The organism is Paenibacillus sp. P46E, from assembly GCF_001909095.1.
Classification (GTDB): Bacteria; Bacillota; Bacilli; order Paenibacillales; family Paenibacillaceae; genus Paenibacillus_AQ; species Paenibacillus_AQ helianthi.
Genome location: NZ_LVYZ01000049.1, coordinates 22,750 through 44,798, shown reverse-complemented (window position 1 = coordinate 44,798; position 22,049 = coordinate 22,750). Strand labels below are relative to the sequence as shown.

General features: G+C 51.5%; 18 protein-coding genes and 1 tRNA gene. 13 read left to right on the top strand and 6 right to left on the bottom strand.

All coding sequences use genetic code 11. The features are described 5' to 3' along the window. Window positions 1-56: 56 nt before the first annotated feature. The 7 genes from A3849_RS18750 (at window position 57) to A3849_RS18720 (ending at window position 9,112) form a co-directional block, all read left to right on the top strand. Window positions 57-1,007, top strand: a complete 951-nt coding sequence (locus tag A3849_RS18750; RefSeq protein WP_074112794.1) for a nucleoside hydrolase — start codon at window positions 57-59, stop codon at window positions 1,005-1,007. Between the two features lie 116 nt (window positions 1,008-1,123). Further along, window positions 1,124-2,368 carry a stalk domain-containing protein gene (locus A3849_RS18745; RefSeq protein ID WP_074112793.1) on the top strand — a complete coding sequence of 415 codons (1,245 nt, stop codon included), beginning with the start codon at window positions 1,124-1,126 and terminating at the stop codon, window positions 2,366-2,368. 213 nt (window positions 2,369-2,581) lie between these two features. Continuing rightward, the gene (locus tag A3849_RS18740; protein ID WP_074112792.1) at window positions 2,582-3,541 is read left to right on the top strand and encodes a radical SAM protein; all 960 of its coding nucleotides are present in this window, start codon (window positions 2,582-2,584) and stop codon (window positions 3,539-3,541) included. A 185-nt stretch (window positions 3,542-3,726) separates the two neighbouring features. After that, the gene (locus A3849_RS18735; RefSeq protein ID WP_074112791.1) at window positions 3,727-4,737 is read left to right on the top strand and encodes an L-rhamnose/proton symporter RhaT; all 1,011 of its coding nucleotides are present in this window, start codon (window positions 3,727-3,729) and stop codon (window positions 4,735-4,737) included. A 288-nt stretch (window positions 4,738-5,025) separates the two neighbouring features. After that, on the top strand, window positions 5,026-7,062 hold the full coding sequence (locus A3849_RS18730) for a methyl-accepting chemotaxis protein (RefSeq protein ID WP_074112790.1): 2,037 nt from the start codon (window positions 5,026-5,028) through the stop codon (window positions 7,060-7,062). Between the two features lie 207 nt (window positions 7,063-7,269). Then, the gene (locus A3849_RS18725; protein WP_074112789.1) at window positions 7,270-8,571 is read left to right on the top strand and encodes a response regulator transcription factor; all 1,302 of its coding nucleotides are present in this window, start codon (window positions 7,270-7,272) and stop codon (window positions 8,569-8,571) included. Window positions 8,572-8,845: 274 nt separating this feature from the next. Beyond that, window positions 8,846-9,112 (top strand): CD3324 family protein, encoded by a 267-nt coding sequence (locus tag A3849_RS18720; protein ID WP_074112788.1) that lies wholly within the window; start codon window positions 8,846-8,848, stop codon window positions 9,110-9,112. Window positions 9,113-9,234: 122 nt separating this feature from the next. Here A3849_RS18720 and A3849_RS18715 read toward each other — a convergent pair whose 3' ends face one another. After that, the gene (locus tag A3849_RS18715) at window positions 9,235-10,509 is read right to left on the bottom strand and encodes a histidine--tRNA ligase (protein ID WP_074112787.1); all 1,275 of its coding nucleotides are present in this window, start codon (window positions 10,507-10,509) and stop codon (window positions 9,235-9,237) included. Between the two features lie 274 nt (window positions 10,510-10,783). Here A3849_RS18715 and A3849_RS18710 point away from each other — a divergent pair, with 274 nt between their 5' ends. Next, window positions 10,784-11,446 (top strand): HD domain-containing protein, encoded by a 663-nt coding sequence (locus A3849_RS18710; protein WP_074112786.1) that lies wholly within the window; start codon window positions 10,784-10,786, stop codon window positions 11,444-11,446. 36 nt (window positions 11,447-11,482) lie between these two features. Continuing rightward, window positions 11,483-12,928 (top strand): DEAD/DEAH box helicase, encoded by a 1,446-nt coding sequence (locus A3849_RS18705; RefSeq protein ID WP_074112785.1) that lies wholly within the window; start codon window positions 11,483-11,485, stop codon window positions 12,926-12,928. A gap of 159 nt (window positions 12,929-13,087) precedes the next feature. Here A3849_RS18705 and A3849_RS18700 read toward each other — a convergent pair whose 3' ends face one another. Both A3849_RS18700 and A3849_RS18695 read right to left on the bottom strand, forming a co-directional pair. Continuing rightward, window positions 13,088-13,660, bottom strand: coding sequence for a hypothetical protein (locus A3849_RS18700; protein ID WP_074112784.1), 573 nt, complete (start codon window positions 13,658-13,660; stop codon window positions 13,088-13,090). A gap of 133 nt (window positions 13,661-13,793) precedes the next feature. Next, window positions 13,794-16,091: an FAD-dependent oxidoreductase gene (locus tag A3849_RS18695; RefSeq protein ID WP_074112783.1), complete on the bottom strand. Its 2,298-nt coding sequence runs from the start codon at window positions 16,089-16,091 to the stop codon at window positions 13,794-13,796. 94 nt (window positions 16,092-16,185) lie between these two features. On the opposite strand from A3849_RS18695, the gene A3849_RS18690 reads away from it, so the two are divergent. Beyond that, a complete protein-coding gene (locus A3849_RS18690; protein ID WP_074112782.1) occupies window positions 16,186-16,938 on the top strand; it encodes an AraC family transcriptional regulator in 753 nt (250 codons plus the stop codon). Window positions 16,939-17,115: 177 nt separating this feature from the next. Here A3849_RS18690 and A3849_RS18685 read toward each other — a convergent pair whose 3' ends face one another. Beyond that, entirely contained in the window at window positions 17,116-18,831 is a 1,716-nt protein-coding gene (locus tag A3849_RS18685; RefSeq protein ID WP_074112781.1) for an ABC transporter ATP-binding protein, read from the bottom strand. Window positions 18,832-19,052: 221 nt separating this feature from the next. On the opposite strand from A3849_RS18685, the gene A3849_RS33350 reads away from it, so the two are divergent. Beyond that, window positions 19,053-19,154: a YjcZ family sporulation protein gene (locus tag A3849_RS33350; protein ID WP_208619463.1), complete on the top strand. Its 102-nt coding sequence runs from the start codon at window positions 19,053-19,055 to the stop codon at window positions 19,152-19,154. Window positions 19,155-19,355: 201 nt separating this feature from the next. Further along, on the top strand, window positions 19,356-20,585 hold the full coding sequence (locus tag A3849_RS18680; protein ID WP_083613581.1) for a CynX/NimT family MFS transporter: 1,230 nt from the start codon (window positions 19,356-19,358) through the stop codon (window positions 20,583-20,585). 11 nt (window positions 20,586-20,596) lie between these two features. Here A3849_RS18680 and A3849_RS18675 read toward each other — a convergent pair whose 3' ends face one another. Next, window positions 20,597-21,205: a LysE family translocator gene (locus A3849_RS18675; protein ID WP_074112780.1), complete on the bottom strand. Its 609-nt coding sequence runs from the start codon at window positions 21,203-21,205 to the stop codon at window positions 20,597-20,599. Next, the gene (locus A3849_RS18670) at window positions 21,202-21,669 is read right to left on the bottom strand and encodes an Lrp/AsnC family transcriptional regulator (protein ID WP_218619250.1); all 468 of its coding nucleotides are present in this window, start codon (window positions 21,667-21,669) and stop codon (window positions 21,202-21,204) included. The genes A3849_RS18675 and A3849_RS18670 overlap by 4 nt, the downstream gene beginning before the upstream one ends. Window positions 21,670-21,892: 223 nt before the next feature. On the opposite strand from A3849_RS18670, the gene A3849_RS18665 reads away from it, so the two are divergent. Continuing rightward, a tRNA-Leu gene (locus tag A3849_RS18665) sits at window positions 21,893-21,976 on the top strand. The last annotated feature ends 73 nt before the right edge of the window (window positions 21,977-22,049 follow it).

Genomic DNA, 22,049 nt, shown 5'->3' with positions numbered 1-22,049 from the left:
GAGGGACGGCGGACTTCTACAAATAGAGATACATCATAGGAGTGGAGATCATAGAGATGAGTACAACCCGAATGATTATAGACTGCGATACCGGCATTGATGATGCACTTGCTATCCTGTATGCGTTGCGGACTCCCGGCGTGGTGGTTGAAGGCATTACCACAGTGTTTGGCAACATTGATGTTGCGCAGGCGGCGGACAATACCCTTAGACTGCTGGCGCTGGCGAATCCGGGGTATGAGGTTCCGGTTGCCATCGGCGCTTCCCAGGCATTGGTCCGTGAACTTACCGGTTTCTCCACCCATGTGCATGGCGCAAACGGTATTGGCGGCGTACAGCTTCCACCTTCAACCCAGCGTCCGGTGAACGAGACGGCGGCAGAATTTATCGTGCGGCTGGCGAATGAGCATCCCGGCGAAATTGTACTGGTTACACTTGGACGTCTGACGAATCTATCGCTGGCGTTAGATCTTGACCCGGAACTTACAGGCAAGCTGAAGAAAGTAGCCGTGATGGGCGGCACGATTTTTAAGCCGGGGAATGTGACGCCTGTTGCCGAAGCCAATATTTGGGGCGACCCCGAGGCGGCTGACCGGGTATTCACTTCAGGGCTGCCGGTGCTGATGGTGGGACTGGACGTTACGCTGAAGACGCGCATTACATCAGAACATTTGGAGCTTCTCAAACGGTTCGGGCGGGAGGATTGCAGGGATATTATTCAATTTATGGACGAGTCACTGGCGTTTTATTTTAAATTTTACCGGGAAGCCAATTATCTGATCAACAGTGCCCCGCTGCATGATCCGCTGGCGCTGATGGCTGCACTGCAGCCGGACCTGCTGACCTGCCGCCAGATGAAGGTGCGCGTGGAGCATCAGGGTGAGCATACTGCCGGTATGGTGGTCGCGGATCTCCGGGCTCAGCCCAAGTCAGGCGAGTTCATCGAGGTGGCAGTGGATGTGGATGCGGAACGTGCAGTGGGGATTTTTCTTAGCGCATTCATGTAAGGGGAGTTATGGTTACAATCTATTAATTTGCTATAAATACCTGGTTTGGTAAAATGATAGAGGTATCGCTAGTTGATAGATTTGAAATCATATCCTACAGAATGGGGAATAGAGCAATGAAGCGTATAGCGACAATAGTATTGTGCGCTGCGATTACAGCGGCAGGTTTTAGTTCGCTTCCTACAGACGGAGTTCACGCCGCAGCAGGCGGTGTAAGTATTGTACTCGACGGATACTCGCTACCGTTTCCGGTAGAACCGGCAGTAATGAGCGGGACCACCATGGTGCCGTTCCGGGCGATATCCGAAGCGCTGGGTGTCAAGGTGGAATGGAATCAGGCGGCCAAACAGATTACCGCGACAAATAAGGATGCTTCAGGCACCAAGAAAGTCGTTCTTACTCTGGGCAAAACAAGTGCGTCTGTCAACGGCGCAGCCGTGAAGCTGGCCGTCGCTCCCCAGAATGTCCGAGGCACCACGATGATCCCGCTCAGCTTTTTTGGTCAGCAGTTCGGCGCTGGCGTAACCTGGAATCAGGCTACAAAGACGGTCTCGATCACCTCGCCAAAGAAGGATGTATACACGCTTGGCTTCTACGCGCAGGGCGCTTACAGCGAGGTGTCGCTGATTCCGGATTTTGATGCCGTTGCCTTTGGCTGGAGCCGGATTGACCGCAGCGGCCAATACACGGTCTCGGGCACAGAGTTCCGGTGGCCGCAGGCTGCCGGAGCTGTTACACCAGAATCCATTGTTCAGAATGCCGCTGCCGGGGGAACGGCTCCATACCTGATGGTATATTCAGGCGACAAGGAGCTGGAGCTGACTAAGAATATGGAGGATCTGCAGCTTCAGCAGCAGACGATTGCCGGAATTGTGGATACCGCAGCGCAGAAAGGCTTTCAAGGGATTGCCCTCGACCTGGAGGGGCTTGGCATGACCGGGGACAAGGCGCTTGTGCAGAGTCAATACAACACCTTTGTCAAGAACCTGTCCGCCAAAGCAAAGGCCGCGAATCTGAAGCTTACGATTATTCTTCATCCCCTCAACAGCTCATACAAAGGATATGATTACAAGACGCTGGCCTCTCTGGCCGACGATCTGGTCATTATGGCTTATGCTTATGAGGGTGAGACCGGACCGGAGCCGATGAACAAGGTCGATGAATCCATCCGACTCGCCTTACAGCAGGTCAGCAAGGACAAACTGATTCTTGGCATTTCGGTATACAGTGAGAACGAAACTTCGGTGAATGCCAAGATTGGCCTGGCCAAACGCTATGGTCTTAAGGGTATCGCCATTTGGCGTCTGGGTCTGATCGGTCAGCCGGTGTTAAGCGAGATGGGGAAGTCGGTAGAATTGTAAAGGATACACAAATCCGCTTCATGCCCATTGCATCCGTAAAATCTCTTCAAGCCACTCATGCACCTTAGAGTGGCTTTTTGCATTTTACATCACAACAAATGTCACATTAACCTGCGCGGCAAACCTGTATAATTTTTAAGGTTCACCTAAGTAGTACTTGCAACCTTTAGGTTGCCGGCAGACAACGATGACATCTTATTTTCAGGAGGACTATTGAGCATGAGCATGAAATATAAATCACTTGAGCTGGACAAACCGCTAATATATGAGCTGGAAGGGCTGGAGGTTGGAGTAACCTCGAATTGCAATTTCCGCTGCGATTACTGCTGTGCATATAACAGAAACGACGGACAGAGCATCAAAGGCAAAGAAGTAATCCGCATCCTGGAGGAGCTGCCCCATCTGAAGCGGGTCCGTCTTTCCGGCGGAGAAGTGACCCTGAAGTTCCAAGACTGCCTGGAGATTGTCAGCTACTGCGCATCCCGGGGCATTCAGACCCAGCTGAATTCCAACGGCAGCCTTTTGACCGAGGAACGGATCGGCCAGCTGGTCCATGCCGGACTGACTACGATACATATTTCCTTCAATTTCACAACCGCCGAGGCCTTCTCGCGCTATTATAATATCCATACCAGCATCTACGATAAAATCAGAGAGAACATCACGATGTTCGCCAAGACCAGTGTGGATGTGGTGCTGGAGACTCTGCTGTTCAGCGAGACACAGGACAATATGCAGGAAATCAGCGATCATGTCTATGCAATGGGGGTCAGAACCCATGAAATCCAGAACAGCATTATTATGGGCCATACCGGCTGGAAGGCGATCGCGGCCCGCGAACAATTGAAGAATGCCGTAAGTGAGCTGATTGCCCGCAAAAAAGAGGATACCACCCTCTACTTTACCTGCATGGACCGTTTTATGGAGGCGCTCGGCTTTCAGGAACAGCCAGGGGTATATTTCCCGCACTGCATCGAAGGCAAGAAACAGCTCCACCTGCACGGCAATGGGGATATTCTGATCTCCGAGCTGTGTCACCCGGTCATTATCGGCAATATTTATAAAGGTACCTCGTTAAAGGATCTCTACAGCAACATGCCTGCACCGCTGTCTGAGTTCCTTGACAAACAGCCTTGCCCGGCGCTTGATGCTTTGTTCCCGCAGGGTGTCTGAAGTGTTCTCCGCCAGCTCTAGCTGCTGCGCGGCTGGAAGTTCAGGGCAATAAACCTATACAAGACCGTGGCGTATACGCTGCGGTCATTTTTCTGATTTTTTTCATCCCAAAATGAAAATTTTCATGTATAATCATCAAATGTATCGGTACAGATAAAGGGACAAGGACTGGGGAGGACATTAAGATGATTTTCGGATTTTTACTGCTGCTGGTGGCCTGCTGCTTCCAGGGCAGTTTTGGACTGGGGATGAAGAAATACCAGCCGTTCTCCTGGGAAGCGTTCTGGGCAGTGTTTTCCCTGGTGGGGATTCTGATTATTCCGGTGGTCTGGACCTGGATGGAAGTCCCTGACTTCTTAAGCTATATCCGGCAGACCCCTTCGGATGTGCTGTGGACGGCTTCCTTCTGCGGCTTCCTGTGGGGCATAAGCTCCATCATGTTCGGCAAAGCCATCGACTCCATTGGGGTGTCACTTACATACGGGGTGAATATGGGGATCTCGGCATCTCTGGGGTCGCTGATTCCGCTGTTTATCTTCGGCAACATTCCGGCGGCAGGCTCTTTCACAGTGTTGCTGGTCGGTACAGCGATTATGCTGGCTGGGGTGGCGGTCATTACCAAGGCGGGATTGTTAAAAGAAAAAATCATCACTGCCTCCGGACAAGGTGCAGGCAGCGGCAGCCAGCTGACCAAAGGTCTAATTATCGCTTCTGTAGCCGGATTGGGCTCAGCGGCAATGAATATCGGATTTTCCTATGCGAATCAGACGGTAGATATTGCGGTAGCCCATGGTACAGCCAAAATCAGCGCCAGTCTTATTTCCTGGGTAATTACGCTCTCGGGCGGTTTTGTTGCCAACTTCGTGTATGCAGTCATTCTGTTGATCAAGAATCGTACCTATCGGGATTATGCCGCCAAAGGCGCAGGCAAAGCATACGGCAAAGCCCTGCTGACCGCAGCAGTCTGGTACCTGGCGCTTGGGTTCTATGCCAAAGCTACGGCCCTGCTTGGACCGCTTGGCGCTGTGGTAGGGTGGCTGGCCTTTAACGGCTTATCCTTGATCATCAGTAATGCCTGGGGACTTAAGGATGGAGAATGGATGGGGTTTGCTGCTCCAAAAAAATTACTGCTTTGGGGGAATATTATCCTGATACTATCCTGGGTTGTGGTAGGGATAGCCAACAGTATGGCCTGAATACGCCGTGATCTGCAAGCATCTTAGCCGGAGAACCTCCGTGTCCAGGGTGCTTGTTTGCGTTCAACCAGAGATTATAGGTAAGCTGCACTGTCTTAATTCCTAAAGGATTTGTGTCCTTAAGACTAAAGACCTAGAATTTTATCTAAAATTTCGACAAAATACGATATTATTCCCTAATAATCCCCAAGAAATATTAACTATTTGTGTCTTGATTCCGATAATTATTGTAATAAATGTTACGGCTTTTGGGTTGGACAATAGATTAGGGCGGAAGGGTGTAGGAAAATGAAGATTCGGATGAAGCTATCAGTTTTGATGATCGTCGTTACACTGATTTCTACGTTATTAATGGGGATTTTTACGTACAGCAAATCTACTAAGACCATTCTGAATCTGACCGATACTGCAATGGGGCAGGTGAACACCAACAAAGCACAGACCATTGAAGCAATGATTGACAAAGAAAAGCGTAATATGGAGCTTGTGGCAGGTGAATCGGAAATCGCTGAACTGTTGCTGAAGTCTGGAAACGGCAGTTTGGCCAGTACTGGGGACCCGCTGCAGACTGAGGTGAATACCAAACTTCAAAAGATGGTGAAGGATGCAGGCAATCTGGAGCATATGTTCGTAGCCAACATGAAGGGGATCGGCATAGCGGATAGTGATACCAAGCTGATCGGAACAGATTTCAGTGAAAGAAACTACACCAAGAATGTGATGAAAACCGCCGGACCGGTAATCAGTGAAACGCTGAAATCCAAGTCTACAGGAGCCTATGTTCTGGCATTTGTACATCCCGTAACCAGTGGCGGCAAGATGATCGGTTTCGTGGCATCAGCAGTCAATGCGAACAGTATCATTAAATATTTGTCCGATGCCAAGGTTGCCAATGCGCCTTCCTCCTACGCTTATCTTGTGGATGAGACCGGGAACATCCTGTTTCATCCCGATGCAACCAAGATTGGAACAGCGATAGAGAATGCGCAGATCAAAGCAGTGGTAGAAAAGGTCAAAGCCGGCGAGAAGGTTGCTGACGGTAACGTTCAATATACCTACAAGGGGGCTGAGAAAAAAGCTGCCTTTACTGTTCTGCCGGTAACGAATTGGACACTGGTGCTGACAGGTGATCTTGCCGAGATTATGAAGCCTGTTGACAATATGACGAACTATATTATCTTATTGGGTATCGGGAGTCTGCTGCTGACCTTGCTCGTGGGAATCACTGTGGCTACCCGGATCTCTTCGCCGATCATTAAGCTGACAGAAATGATTAACCGCACCGCGGAGCTGGATCTTAAATACGACTCGCAATACGAGTATCTGTTGAAGAATAAAGACGAAACCGGAACCATCGCCAAAGCGATGTTCCATACCCGGGCGGTGCTGAGGGAAATGGCCGGCAGCCTGGTTACCATCTCCTCGAAGGTGCTGGACAATGCGGAGATGCTGGAGAAGTTGTCCAATGACGTACGGGAAAATGCCCATGACAATTCGGCGACAACAGAACAGTTGTCGGCAGGGATGGAAGAAACCGCAGCCTCCACGCAGGAAATGTCGGCAGCTATTCATGAAATCGAGAGCAATGTCCGTAGCATCTCAGGGCGAGTAAAGGAAGGTGCCGGTGTGTCCGGTCAGATTACCGAGCGGGCGCTAGCGCTGCAGCATGACGCCACTGAGTCTATAGACAATGCCAAACGGATCTATGAATCGGTGCGTGTGGAGATGGAAAAGGCTATTGAGCAATCAGGCTCGATTCATGAAATCAACGTACTGGCGGAAACCATTCTCTCCATTACCAGCCAGACCAATCTGCTCGCACTTAATGCTGCGATTGAGGCCGCACGGGCCGGAGAAGCAGGGCGGGGATTCGCTGTGGTAGCAGGTGAGATCCGCAAGCTGGCCGAGAAATCCTCCGAAACAGCGGCAGGAATTCAAGGAGTTGTCAAGAATGTCTATTCTTCTGTAGAGCAAATGAAGGACAATTCCGAAGCTATCCTTAAGTTTATCGATCATAATGTTCTGGGAGATTATGAGCGTCTTGCAGAGGTCAGTGAGCAATATAACAGTGACGCTTCTGCCATTGACGAGCTAATGAATCAGTTCGGGGAAGCTGCTGACCATTTGAGTGAGACCGTGTCCAGCGTAGCCATCGCGATTAATGAAGTTGCGGCTACTGTAAATGAAGGGGCCATCGGCGTGCAGGATATTGCTGAGAAAACGGCAGATATCGTAGAGAAAACCTTGCATGAAGCAACGATGGCCGATGAGAATACGCAAAGTGCAAAAGAACTGCAGGGATTGGTGGAGAAATTCAAAATTTAAGCGGGTTAATGCAATCTTTAGCTTACTTTCATCTGGATTTAAGCTTGCGGGTATATATTGAATTCATAACCCCCCTTTAATATAATCTTTGGCCCCGCCGGTTGCCGGCGGGGTCCTTTTTTTGTTTTCTTTGAACAGGGGAACAGCAATACATCTCAGGTTATTGGTCCATACTGATACCAAGGAGTGAGGATCATATTTGAGAGCATGCTTGTAGATGGTGAACAGGGAATCCACAGCAGCATCAACAGCAAAGTGGATTGGGAAGCATTGGGTTTCCGGATTGCCCCGGAAGCGTCATGCGGGAATGAAGCGCTGCAGCGGCTGCAGGAGAGCTTTTTACTGCAGTTAATCAAGGATGAATGGAACAGTATGACCGTTATTAGAGAACGTCTGCAGCAACTGCAGCTGAATCCGTTGACAGCAAATGATCTGAAGCTGCAGATTGCCGCCCTGGAGATCAAAGTGCCCTCAGCAAAAGGGGCAGACAGCCAGGAGTGGAAGGACCTGCTGAAGTTGGCGTTTCAGAAGATATGCCGGGAGACGTCCGCCGGGTGGAAGGGAATCTATCCGTTCCGAGATGAATTTAACTCTGCGATGATGTACTTTCTCGTTATTTTGAAATCAGGACCAGAGCATGCCCATAAAGCACAGCGGTTCATAGAGGGACTGAAGCAGAGTACTGCCAGCAATCTGAAGCTGGAATGTGCAGCAGGGATTGGAGAGCAAGTGAAGGGGCTGAAGCGGTTAAAGAATGCTTATACCTCGTGTATGCTCTCTTGGAACCAGAGTCCCAATTACAGGGAAGCGGAAGGTGAAAGCAGACAGGTGCGGGAGCTGATGCAGTTTTTTACGCCTGAGGTGGAACGGATGCTGGCCCGGGTGATCGAAAATATGGACATGAATGCCTTCCGAATGCACCTTGATGCTCTTTTCAGCAGCGAAAGGGATGCTCCCATGTTTGTATTTACCTTTCTGGCGCTGCGTCTGCTTCTGGTATTCAGTTCGGTTGCCCAAAAGTTCGAGCTTGGCAGCTCTGCAGTGCAGAAGTACTTATGGAAATGCCAGATTAGCATTGCCGATTACCAGTCGCGTGAAGGGATACGGGAGAAGATTGAAGAACTGGCGCTGCTTGTGATGGATGAAGTGCAGAAGATCCGCTTATCCAGCGGCCGCCATATGATCGAGGCAGTCCGGCAAGATATTGGGGAGCACTTTTGCTGCGAGCAGGATCTTTCGTCCCTGGCAGAGAGATTTCATTTCAATGAGACGTATTTGTCGGAGCTGTTCAAGCAGCATGTCGGCATTCCCATGGACGATTATGTTACAAGACTGCGGATGGCCGAGGGCGAGCAGCTGCTGCAGGAAAATAAGCTGAAGCTGACCGATATTGCCATGTTTACCGGCTACTCCAGCTTCACCGGTTTCTGTAGCGCCTTCAAGAAATACAGCGGGAAAAGCCCGAAGGATTACCGGGAGCGTGTTGTGAAGCGGCATGCCCGGAACTGAGAGCAGGGGACGATACCCTTTTTTTCATAACCCAATCAATGGTATTATAAGGAAAAGGTATTCAGTTATAATGCCTAGGGTTAAGGAGAGGAGGGTATTGGATGAGAAGATTAGGGTTCAGCTCTATGCAAAGTCTACGGATGAACAACAACAGCGGTTGTTTGTATAGAGCTGAAGGTAAGACGCTGCTTTGATTCATGGATAGGGAATCGTTGTTTGTACAGTAGACTTTGCTACCTTAAAAAGTTCATTCATTTTAAGGAGCGGAGCTACCATGAAATATGTAAATGCAGATATTGTACTACCGGAAAAGTTACTGAAGGAAATCCAGAAATATATGCACGGCGGAATGCTGTATGTGCCTAAACCGGAAGGGCAACGGGCCAAATGGGGGGAGCACTCCGGCGGCAGAACGTATCTCTCCAACCGTAATAATGAAATTAGGAAGCAGTATTCCACAGGCCTCACCACCCAGGAGCTGGCAGAACGGTTCTGCTTGTCCTGCGACAGCATCAAAAAGATCGTCTATGGTAAAAAATAGACTGCAAAAAGCCGCATCGGATAAATCGCAATGCGGCTTTTTGGTTTTTAGAATTCCCCCTTGGTTAAGAGGTTGTAACCGATTAGGTTGCCGAATTTCTCCTGGCCGGGTGAACGTTTTGGCTATTCGGCAATTCGTGCAATTGCCGCTTCAACAGTGACCAGCTCTTCACTTTGCTGCGACATATCTTTAAGCCGGAGCTTGCCGTCAGCAGCTTCGCTTTCTCCGATCAGTACAACGTAGCGTGTACCCTTCGTATTCGCTGCGGCCAGTGTTTTCTTCAGCTTGCGTTTCCCGGTATCTACGGCAGTGCGGATACCTGCAGCGCGAAGTGCTGCGGCGGCAGTCAATGCCTGCGGCATAACCTCCCCAATCGGAATAACCAATACCCCTGAAGTTTTTTCCCGGATAGGCCGTTCTCCCAGCAGAGCCATAATCGATTCCATACCGAAGGAGATGCCCACTGTAGGATATTCGATGTCATCTCGCCCCACAAGCTTGCCGATGATAGAGTCATACCTTCCTCCACCGCCAAGACTGGAAGTATAGGCACCGGAAGCGTCGAAGATTTCATAAACGGTACCCGTGTAAAACGACAGGCCGCGGGATAGAAAAGGATCGAAGACGCAGATCTCCGCAAGTCCGATTCCTTCGATCAGCTGCTGCAAGGCCAGCACCTCAAGTAGACCAGGCTGTGCGCTCAGCTCATATTTTACCGCGAGCTCATCTAAGGAAGGGGCATCCATGTCCAGCAGTTCTTTAAGCTTGCCTACAGCAGACGGAGTCATACCTTTGTCCATAAGCTCTGCAAGTACACCTGTGCTGCCGATTTTGGCGAGCTTATCGAGAGTCAGCATCACGGACAGATGATCTTCAAGCGGAACTCCGGTTGCTTCCAGTATCTCCCCAAGAAAACGCCGGTTGTTCCATTTCAGGATGATGGGGATTTCCAGTCTCCGGAAGACTTCCGCTGCGAGCTGCATTAGCTCTGCTTCTCCCTGCGGGCCGGCGATACCCACTACATCGGCGTCGCATTGCAGGAACTCGCGCAGACGGCCTTTTTTGACCGGTCCATCCCGGAACACCTTACCGATCTCATAACGTTTATAGGGGAACTCCATGCCCGGATTCAGAGCGATCACCTTGGCAAAAGGAATCGTCAGATCATAGCGCAGCCCAAGCTTGCGGCCGCCTTGGTCGGTCAACTGATACATCTCCCGGAGAATCTCATCACCTCCTGCATATTTTGAAGTCAGCAGCTCGAGCTCATTAAGCAGGGTTGTATCCATTGACTCAAAATCATAAAGCTCAAACAGTTCGGTTAGCGTGGAACGGATTTTTTGGCGGATGGACTGCTCCCGGCCGAAATAATCATTAGTACCTTTAACGTTCTGCATGTTTAGCAGCTCCTTATTATTTTCTGTGAATTGCCCATTGCAAACAAAAAACGCGCCGGACCTCTTGGTCCCGCGCGCTTGATATGCGGCAGGGAGGCCAAACGCGAAAAGCGTCAGCCCTCCCTGAAAAATGTTCAGGAGTGCTAACGCTGCTTGTGATGATGAAGCTGATTCAGTATGATGGTTATGCTGTTCATGAGAATCATGTCCCTTCAAAGCTGGATTACAGCACATTATATCCAATAACAACTTCAATAACAAGGGAGAATTATTTATGAAGGATATACAAATTATCGCACAGGCCGAGAGCTTTGCCAAAGAGCAGCTGGGCCAGGATAAAACCGGACACGACTGGTTCCACACGGACCGTGTGCGCAACATGGCGGCATTGATTGCGGAGATGGAGAATGCGGATGTGTTTATCTGCACCGTAGCCGCGCTGCTGCATGATGTGGCCGATGAGAAGCTGAACCCGTCCAAAGAAGCAGGTCTAGATAAAGTACATAACTGGTTGAAGGCACATTTGAACGCTGAGGAACAGATCCGGCACATCATGCAGATTATAGAAACCATGTCCTTCAGCGGAGGCGGAGGCGAACCCATGTCCACACTCGAAGGACAGGTAGTTCAGGATGCAGACCGGCTGGATGCACTGGGCGCCATCGGGATTACACGGGTGATGGTTTTTTCGGGAGCCAAAGGCCGCCCGGTCTACGATCCGGAGATTCCTCCGCGTGATGAGTCTCTCCAGAAGGAGTACCGCGACTATTCCAAAGGTACGGCGGTCAATCATTTCTACGAAAAGCTGCTGAAATTGAAGGATTTGATGAATACTGCCTACGGACGCAAGCTGGCAGAGGAACGGCATGGGTTCATGCTGAGCTTTTTGGAGCAATTTTATAAGGAATGGAATCAAGGGGGCCAGAAGCTGTTATAATAATAGAATGCACAATATGGAAGGAATAACAACTACATGAGTGAATTGCAATTTAGAGATTATGGTTTGAATGAAGAGATTATCCGCGCGCTGGACGTACTGAACTATCTGGATCCGACTGAAGTCCAGAGTAAGGTCATTCCTGTAGCCCTGAAAGGTCAGGATTTAATCGTTAAATCACAGACCGGCAGCGGCAAAACGGCATCGTTCGGCATCCCGCTCTGCGAGCTGGTGGATTGGGCGGAGAACAAGCCGCAGGCGCTGGTGCTGACACCGACGCGCGAGCTGGCTGCACAGGTCAAAGAGGACATCACTAATATTGGCCGTTTCAAGCGGATCAAGGCGGTCGCATTGTTCGGCAAGCAGCCTTTTGCCCCGCAGAAGATTGAGCTTACGCAAAAAACACATGTCGTCGTCGGCACCCCGGGACGTGTGTTTGATCATATCGAACGCGGTACGCTGCCGCTGAACCGGATTAAATATCTGGTGATCGATGAAGCGGATGAGATGCTGAGCATGGGCTTTATTGAGCAGATTGAGCAGATTATCCAGAAGCTGCCCCGTGATCGCGTTACAATGCTATTTTCTGCCACACTGCCGGATGCAGTGAAGAACCTATGCCGTAAATATATGACGGAGCCGGTGGACATTGAGATTGAAGCCAGCGGCATCACGACTGCGACAATTGAGCATGCACTGATTGAAGTGAGACAAGCTGCGAAGTTTGGACTCTTATGTGACTTGCTTACGGTGGAGAATCCGGACAGCTGTATTATTTTTTGCCGGACGCAGGATCAGGTAAACGCGCTGTTCCGCGGAATGGCCGATCTGGAGTACCCGGTGGACAAAATTCACGGCGGCATGATGCAGGACGAGCGCTTTGAAGTAATGAACGCTTTTAAACGGGGCCAGTTCCGCTATCTGATCGCTACCGACGTAGCTGCGCGTGGCATTGACATTGAGAACATCACCCATGTGATCAACTACGATATTCCGATGGAAAAAGAGAGCTACGTGCATCGTACCGGACGCACCGCACGTGCAGGCAAAAGCGGCAAAGCCATCACTCTCGCTACGCCGAACGAGCACAAATGGGTGAAAGACATTGAGAGCTATATCGGCTTCAGCCTTCCGGTGATGAAGGCTCCTTCGGAGGATGCCGTGGCTTATGCCAAGCCTGCTTTTGACGAGAAGCTGGGCAAACAGCAAGTCCGCAAGAAGGGCAAAACCGAGGTCATGAACCAGGACATCATGAAGCTGTATTTCAACGGAGGCAAGAAAAAGAAGCTGAGAGCTGTTGACTTCGTCGGCACCATTGCCAAGCTGGAAGGGATCACCGCTGAAGACATCGGGATCATCACGATCCAGGATAATGTAACCTACGTGGATATCCTGAACGGCAAAGGGTCGCTGGTATTGCAGGCGATGAAGGATACAACAGTGAAGGGCAAGCTGCTGAAGGTACATCTTGCGAAGAAGTGAAGTTGTGGGATATAGGCAACAGTAAGCAAGAAGACCACTAATATATAACAGGCTGGAACATGGACAAAGCCGCTGCATCGCCTTTTGGGCAATGTAGCGGCTTTGTTTTGCTGGATTCTCTTTTTCATTGAATTGGGTGTACGCATCAGCGAAATACAACTACCGCAGCTCACGCATCAGCCAGTGCTCATACGGGAATTTGCTACCCTTGGGCTGGAACACCAGAATAACGCCATCCCGTCCGCGAGACACCTCTTTCAGTTCCTTTGTGGTTACCAGCCTGCGAATTAAACGATTGATCTGCTGAAGATTGTTGCTGCAGATGGCAACGGCCAGGGCTTCGGCATAGGAGGGGCAGGTAGCCAGCTTCCGGTAAAAGGGGATAAGGAACCTTGAAATCCTGCGGTGCACACTCGTCTGGAAAAAGCCTCCTGCCTGCCGATCAACCATTAATCCGCTGGAGTAATAATTCACAGGCGGTTTAAACGGGAAAGTTAACAAGTAGCTAAGCGGATCAAGACTAAAATCATCGGTTCTGGAAGACTTCGGCAAGCGATTCAGCAGTTTTCCAATTTGGATTAGGTCAGAGGTGCGCAAAGCGGTTGTCCATTGGCTGGCGAAAAGGAAGCTGTTGGTGATTCGGCGGTAAAAGGGAAGCATGGATATGCCCATTTGCTGTAGGACTCTCCCGGTGACACGTTTCGGTAATTTTCTTTTTGTTGCGGTAGTCATAGCGGTGTACTCCCTCCTAAGGGCGACAATTTATCCTGTCATACCTTAGGTTATGGATAATCGGGAATGGCAGGAACGGCTATCACTTCATGTGCGAAAAAAATAAATGGTATGTCTGCCGCAGATCGAAGTATTAGTGAACTTCCTCATAGGCGCGAATCTCGATCAGCTCCGCATGCCGGCTTCCGTTCGTCGCGTCTATGAAGACTCTTAAACGCTGTGCTTGTACAGGCACCGGCAACAGATGGATTACTTTGCGTTTGCGGTTACCGGTGCCGCCTGCAATCTCCGTCCACTGTCCGTCAGCCCCCTGGGCTTCTACCCGGTAATCACGGACCAGCTCGGGGATGACCGTAAAAGGGGTGCGGTGATGGTGCAGATTCACCAGATCTTCGTTCACATCATCGTTGAAGGTCAGATGAATCTCTGCAATACTCTGCTCTGTATCCCACTCCAGCTGCAGCCATTCCGGCTTGCCGGCTGTTATGGGCTCCGACATCCACTGCTGCGGACCGCCGAACGGGCGGTGATAGCCGTTCACGGCTTTGTCCGCCGCGAACGCCGCCGTCGGCGAGCTGAGCCGGAAGCAGAAGGGCCGCTTGGCCTGGCCCTTCTGCTTCCAGAGGACGACGAGCTGATCCGTCGAGTGGTCCTCCAGATCCTTCGAGATCTGCGGGTGCTCATCCTTGAAGAAGACCAGGACGCCGCTGTGCGGCTCCAGCGAATGATGAAGGCTGACCGCAGGATTCGCCTTGATGATTACAAAAGCGTTCTGCGGCTCCTCCGGCTGCCACTGCAGATCGAAGGCAACCCACTGCCGCCGCCCGGCTGCGGCAGGTGCCGTTGCCCGTGCCCGCAAAGTATGCGGCACGTAATTCTCCCCGCGGCCGGTGTCCCACAGCTCGGCCGTCACTTCCGCTGGCTGCTCCGCGTCCAGCAGCAGCTCAAAGCCGTGGATTCCCGGGTCTGCCGGGAATAGCACGGCAACATCGCTGCGCAGCGGCCAGGCTTCGCCCGGCTGCGTCAGCCCGAGCGCGCAGCGCGCGCTAGAGGCGCTTACCCGCGCCTCCCGGGCCAGATCCGCTTCATCGCTGCTGCGCAGGCCGATGATCGAAGCGTCCTGCCTCAGCAGTGTCTGCCGCAGCTCCGGCAGGTGCCGCGCTTGCAGCTCGCGCGGCGTAAGCCCCAGGCGGCTGGCGAGCGCCGCCCCGGTACCGGCGGCTTCGCCAATGACGGCGCAAGTTGCCATTACCCGTGTCGTGCCGAAGGCGACATGGGTGGCGCTGATATCGCGCCCGGCCATAAGCATATTCCGCACATTTACGGAATACAGGGATCGGAAGGGGATGTGATACACCCCGTCCGCATGCATATGCTTCGAGCCGCTGGCATCGGCATACATCCCCTGCGGGGGATGGAGGTCGATCGACCAGCCGCCAAAGGCCACCCCGTCCGCGAACCCGTGCTGGGTGATAATATCATTCTGGTTCAGCACGTAGTCACCGGTGAACCGCCGGTATTCACGTTTGCCGGGCAGGGAGCCGACCCATTCCAGCGTCATGTTCTCCGCGCCGAACTTGCCGGAATTTTTGATATAATCCCAAATGCCGTAGATGACCGACCACAGCTCGTCGCGGATCATTTCATTGTCATGTACCGTGTCGTGCTCGCCGCCCCACTCAATCCACCAGTAGTGGCAGCCGGAGTCGCCGCTTTTAATAACCCGGCGGAGCGGAATCGTCGTCTCCGAGATATCCTTGGCAAAGGAAGGCGGAACATAGTTTACCGGTACCCCTGTATCCTTCGTATAAAAGAGAATGGTACTGCCAAGCGTAATCCCGTCCGCAATCTCTGGAGCCCACTCTTCGCCGTATTCGCTCCGGGCCTCCCGGCCGAGGGCAAATTTGGCCCCGGCCAGAAAGCCGATCAATCCGTCGCCTGTACAGTCCAGATACAGCCTGCTCTTGAACGTGATCCGCCGCTCCGAAGCCATCATCCAGCCTATCACGGCAGTGATCATCCGGTCATGCTCCGGGCCTTCAGCCTGTACCTCATGAACATCTGTATTTAGATACAGTGAAATATTCTCTTCAGCTTTGACGGCCTCCAGCACAACCAAATCCCATATATAAGGATTGCCTTCGGGGTTCCGGTACTGGTTCTCGATGAACAGCTCGCCCATTATGCCGGTTTCGCGGGCATATCGGTTCGTACCATGCGCAGTTGCTCCGCAGACCCAGACACGCACTTCACTGCTGGAGTTGCCCCCGAGCATGGGACGGTTCTGCACCAGCGCCACCTTTTGTCCCAGTCTGGCTGCTGCGATTGCCGCACATACCCCGGCCAATCCGCCCCCGATCACCGTAATGTCATTGTGCACTAGCTCCTGCTTCATCCCTTCAGCACCTCTTATCGGTTGATATTTGAACATATCTATAGTTTCATAATGGATCTGCCGCTTTACTTTTTAAATGCATGTATTTATCATTTAGCATATACTTTATTTCTGATCAAAGAGGTGGGGCATGGAACTGCTGGACCATATTTACTGGAGGCAGAAGAGGGAGTTTGCGCTTCCGAGCGACCGCTATGATACATGGGTGGTTTTTGCTGTTGAGGAGGGTTTGTTCCGCTTCGAGATTGGCAGGCACTCGGGGGAAGCTGGATTTGCAGATCTGGTGGTCTGTCCGCCGGGAGTCCCCTTCATCCGGGAAACGGTCACGCCGCTGACCTTTCATTATATCCAGTTCACGGCGGATGCCGGGTGCCAGCTTCCTCCGGGGCTGCTTCATTTGAATGACACGAAACGGCTGAGCTCCACTTATGCCTATCTGCGCCAGCTTGCCGAGGACAGCAGCCCAGAATCGTTGGGATGGAAAACGCACCTCGTTGCGGATTTGTGGCAGCTGTACCATATGGAGAGCAGAGAGGCCGCAGGGGTGGGCAAATTTACGGAAGATGCCCTGATGGCGGATGCGGCAGCGGCCATTACTGCACAGGCCTGGGAACCGTTAAGTCTACTTGACACCGCACGGAGCCTGGGACTAAGTCCTGTGCAGCTGACTAGGCGGTTCCGTGAAGCGTTCGGGGAGACGCCATCCTCGTACCTGAAATCCATCCGTCTAACCAAAGCACGCACGCTGCTGAAGGACAGTGAGCTAACCCTGGCACAGATCGCCGAACGCTGCGGCTATGAGAACGGATTTTATTTAAGCAGAGTGTTTACGAATGCCTCTGGAATGAGCCCGGCAGAGTACCGGAAGCGGCACAGGGTATAGAGTGGAGGTTAGAAGGCGATCTTTAGACTTATATAACAGCACATCACATCACAAAAAACCTTCCGTATCCGCCTCTATGCTGGGGCGTCTCGCGGAAGGTTTTGCTTGTTCAGCATGCTCATGAAGAGCTGCAGATAGACATTTTGTAAGGACGTTTGACTTTATGAAGTCTATCGCCTATGCATTATACTGCGCCTGATACAGGCGGCTGTAAGTGCCTCCGGCATTTACCAGTTCCTCATGGCGGCCTTCCTCGGAGATGCCGTCCTCGTTCACGACGATGATCCGGTCAGCATTTTTGATGGTTGTCAGACGGTGGGCGATCACAAGGGTTGTCCGACCAATGGACAGGTCCGCCAGCGACTGCTGAATCGCGGCTTCCGTCTCCGTATCCAGTGCCGAGGTCGCCTCGTCCAGAATCAGGATCGGCGGATTCTTCAGGAACATCCGGGCGATGGCGAGCCGCTGCTTCTGCCCACCGGACAGCTTCACGCCGCGTTCACCGATTACGGTATCCATACCGGCAGGCAGGCCGTTAATAAGTTCTTCCAGATGCGCCCGTCTCGCTGCCTCCCAGATTTCCGGCAGCTCGGCATCAAGTTTGCCGTAGGCGATATTCTCGCGGATGGTGCCGGAGAAGAGGAAGACATCCTGCTGTACAATCCCGATTTGCTTTCGCAGTGCATTCAGCTTCATGCTGCGGATATCGGTTCCGTCAATGGAAATATAGCCGCCAGTCACATCATAGAAGCGGGGCAGCAGGCTGCAAATGGTGGTTTTACCTGCGCCGGAGGGCCCGACGAAAGCAATGGTCTCACCTGCATTTACCTTCAGACTGATGCCATCCAGCACCGGACGGCCCGGATCATAACCGAAGCTGACACGGTCAAAGACGATATCTCCGCGTAGGGAGTGGACATCCACAGCGCCGGGCTGATCGGCGATATCGGGCTCTGTATCAATGACCTCAAGGTAGCGTTTGAAACCGGCAATGCCTTTTGGATAGCTCTCAATGACAGCATTGATCTTGTCAATCGGCCGGAAAAAGATATTCGACAGCAGAATAAACGCAACAAATTCGCCAATCTCAAGCTCACCCTGAATGAAGAACCAGGCACCGCAGACCATCACGACGATCGTAATCAGACGGGTCATCATATAGCTGACCGACAAGCTTTTGGCCATCAGCTTATAGGCCATAAGCTTGGTCTTGCGGAACATCTGATTGTCGACAGCAAACAGCTGTTTCTCATACTCCTCATTGGCAAAAGATTGAACCACGCGGATTCCCCCGACATTGTCCTCAATCCGGGCATTGAAATTGCCCACATTGCCGAAAAGCTGGTGATACGTGGAGGTCATGTTACGGCCAAAATGGATAATGATCCAGGCCATAAGCGGAACAATGATGAAGGTAATAACCGCCAGCTTGAGATTGATATCGGCCATCAGGATAAATGCACCCACAAGGGTCATCACGGCGATGAACACATCCTCCGGCCCATGATGCGCCACCTCGCCGATATCGTTCAGATCATTTGTAATCCGGCCGATCAGATGACCGGTTTTGTTGTTGTCAAAGAACCGGAAGGATAACTTCTGAATATGATCGAACATTTTTTTGCGCATATCGGTCTCAATGTTGATCCCCAGCATATGTCCCCAGTAGGTTACGATATATTGCATTGCGGTATTCAGCGCGTAAATAGCCATCAGGGCGATGCAGGCGATCAGAATCAGCGGCCAGTCCTGCCCGGGCAGCAATTCGTCGATGAATTTATTAACCGCCACTGGAAATGCCAGCTCCAGCAGGCCAGCTCCCACCGCACAGGTGAAGTCGAGAATAAATAACTTCTTGTATGGACGGTAATAGGAAAAAAAACGACGCAGCATCTCTTATTCACTCATTTCTGTATAGTGGTGTCCCTCTGTTGAGAGTCATTCTCAATAAGAACCTCATGTTAAGGATACTAAAGAGGGTGAAGTGTTTTGTCAACGGAAAGATATTTTAAGTGGAGAACGAAACAGTACCTGTGTATTTTTGTCTAATCACCCAATCCTCAGCTGCACTATGTACATAGTGTAGTGTATACAAGTTTAAAGGAGGAGTTAATATGAGTGAAAATGGAAGAGGATACGGTGCATTTACTTCAACTGGCGCAATTCTGGTACTGTTTATCCTGCTCGTTATCATTTCTAAATCCCTCTGGGTATAATTAGTGTTTTGTCGCTAAACGTAAAGCCAGTCCCTCAGACTGGTTTTTTTAATGTGTATAGCGGAAACTTTGCCGGAAAATTTGTGCAGACCCTTCCTGGAGCGGATATAATGTAACAATGTGATTATTACATAGAACAGCCCTTTTACCCGGACAAGCTTTTGGAGTGTAAGGGTGAAAGACTATAATCGGGAGGGCAACATGAAAGCCAAACATCAAGATGCTGCATTACCGGAACTGGGCAAGGCCCGGCCGGACAAGGAAGCCAGCCGTATTCTGCTGATCGTGGGGATTATCTGCGTCGCTGCGGCTCTTCGGGCTCCCTTCACCTCCGTTGGACCTTTGCTGGGCATGATCCGTGATGACCTGGGATTGTCAAATACTCTGGCGGGAGCGATTACCACGTTACCGCTGCTGGCATTTGCTGTGCTGTCACCTTTTGCGCCACAGCTGGCTCTGCGGTTTGGCACCGCCAATGTTCTTATGCTGGCTATGCTGGCCTTGTCCATGGGCATTCTGATCCGTTCGGGTTCTGGAACGGCTATGCTGTTCACAGGCACAGCGATGATCGGGTTGTCTATCGCCGTCTGTAATGTACTGCTGCCGGGACTGATCAAGGGAAGATTTCCGGAGAATATCGGACTTATGACCGGAGTTTATACCCTATCCATGAATATCTGTGCGGCGGCTGCATCAGGCATCAGCGTCCCGCTGGCGCAGCATGCCGGATTCGGCTGGCGGGGGACACTGGCGATGTGGTTTGTCGTGGCCGCGCTGGCGACACTGTTCTGGATTCCTCAGATGCGGAATATGACAAGGGGCAGCAGCGAAGGTAAACGGCAATCCTCTATTCAGCTCTGGCGGTCTCCGCTGGCCTGGCAGGTTACCTTGTTCATGGGGCTGCAATCGCTGTTGTATTACGTGCTGATTGCCTGGTTTTCCGTGATATTGGTTGAACGGGGGATGACCTCCAGCCATGCGGGCTGGATTCTTTCTCTCATGCAGCTGGCCCAGCTGCCGTTTACTTTTTTCGTGCCCCTTTGGGCGGGCAAAATGAAAAACCAGCGCAGCCTGGTGCTCATTACATCCATTCTTTTTATGATTGGGATTCTCGGAGTCTGGCTGGGCAGCAGTGGCTGGATGGCAGTTTGGGCTATCTGCATCGGAATTGCCGGCGGGTTTGCCTTCGGCCTCGTCATGATGTTCTTCAGTCTGAGGACCCGCAGCACACAGGAAGCCAGCGGGCTGTCCGGTATGGCCCAGTCTGTAGGGTATCTGCTCGCTGCAATGGGTCCCGCCCTCTTCGGACTGCTGCATGACGTGACCCATAGCTGGAACGTGCCGCTGGCATTACTTGCTGTGGCAAGCATTTTACTGTTCATAGTAGGACTTGGAGCAGGCAGCAGCCGTTTTGTGGGTGACAAGAGATGAACTCAATGAAGTTATCCGGTAAGTGCGGTGAGGACGCCGTACAAGCTGAACAGGATCAGAAGCAGTGATGAACAGAGGTTCAGCCAGCGGGTGAAGGAGGCAGGAAGTTTGGCGCAAGTCCAGTACATTGTGGCGGTGAGCAGCAGCCACCAGCAGGTGGAGCCAATCGCGATACCCGCAGGCAGAAACCATGAAACTCCGATCGACGTTCCAAGTGAAGCCGAGAGCGCTGCAAAGCTCAGGATCGTGGCCGGATTGGTCAAAGTCAGCAGGAAGGATGACCCCAGACAATAGAGGATGCCCCTGTGGCTGGCTTCAACCTTAGACCTGGCCATGACGGGCAGCAGACCTCTGATGCCCAGATAGCCAAGAAACAGACTGCCCAGCAGCCGGAGTGGCAGAGCATATGCAGCAGTGAATTCATTCACTATCCTGAAGCTGGAAACGGTCACCAGGGCATAACCCGCATCCGCCAGAGCAATCCCTAGACCGGTGGCAAGACCTGCCATGAATCCCTGCTGCAGAGTCCTGTTCATACATAGCAGGGACATAGGGCCGACTGGAGCAGCAACGACGAAGCCAAAGCCGATACCGCCAAGGAGGGCACTCCAGAGAATCATGGCGTACGTTCCGAAGGAGGGAGCGGGATATTTGAGGTTTCTTTGACCGTTCCCAAAATAATGGTAGTGCGGGTGCGGACAATGCCCGGCAAGCTTTTCAGCTCTTCGCTGATAATCCGGTCTAGGTCACTCGTCCCCTGGCAGCGCACCTTCATAATATAGTCATCATCTCCAGCTGTATGATGGCATTCCTGAATCTCCGGCAGCTTCTGCACCAGCTCCAGAAAAGCCTTCCGGTGCGCAGGGCGCTCCAGCGAGACCGCAATCATCGCCCCCAGGCCGTAGCCGGCGGATTCAGCATCGATCAATGAGGTGTAGCCTTTAATCACGCCTTGTTCCTCCAGCTTCCGCACTCGGTCCGCCGCTGCCGGCGAAGAGAGGCCTAGCAACCCGGCCAATTCAGCCCAGGTGATTCTTCCATTATCCATAACAGCCCTGATAATTTTGTAATCAATAGCATCCAAATAGATCATCCTTTCTTTATTAAGTATTAAGTATAATTTACTTTGGATAATAAACTATTTCAAGTGATATTGTGTATAATAAAATACGGAATCCGCTATTTACTTTAACTTAATAAGACATTCGTTCATAGCTCAATAAGCTCCAACAAAATTCTCTTGCAATTGATTAGAAAAGAGAGTATATTCTTATTTACAGCGATCAAAACGCTGGAATGCATAATGTGCGGTCATGGCGGAATTGGCAGACGCGCTGGCTTCAGGTGCCAGTGATAGCAATATCGTGGAGGTTCGAGTCCTCTTGACCGCATCATCTTACAAATATGGTTCGTAATTGCTTAGGCAATTGCGGACCTTTTTTTACGTACTCTTTCATATGTCAT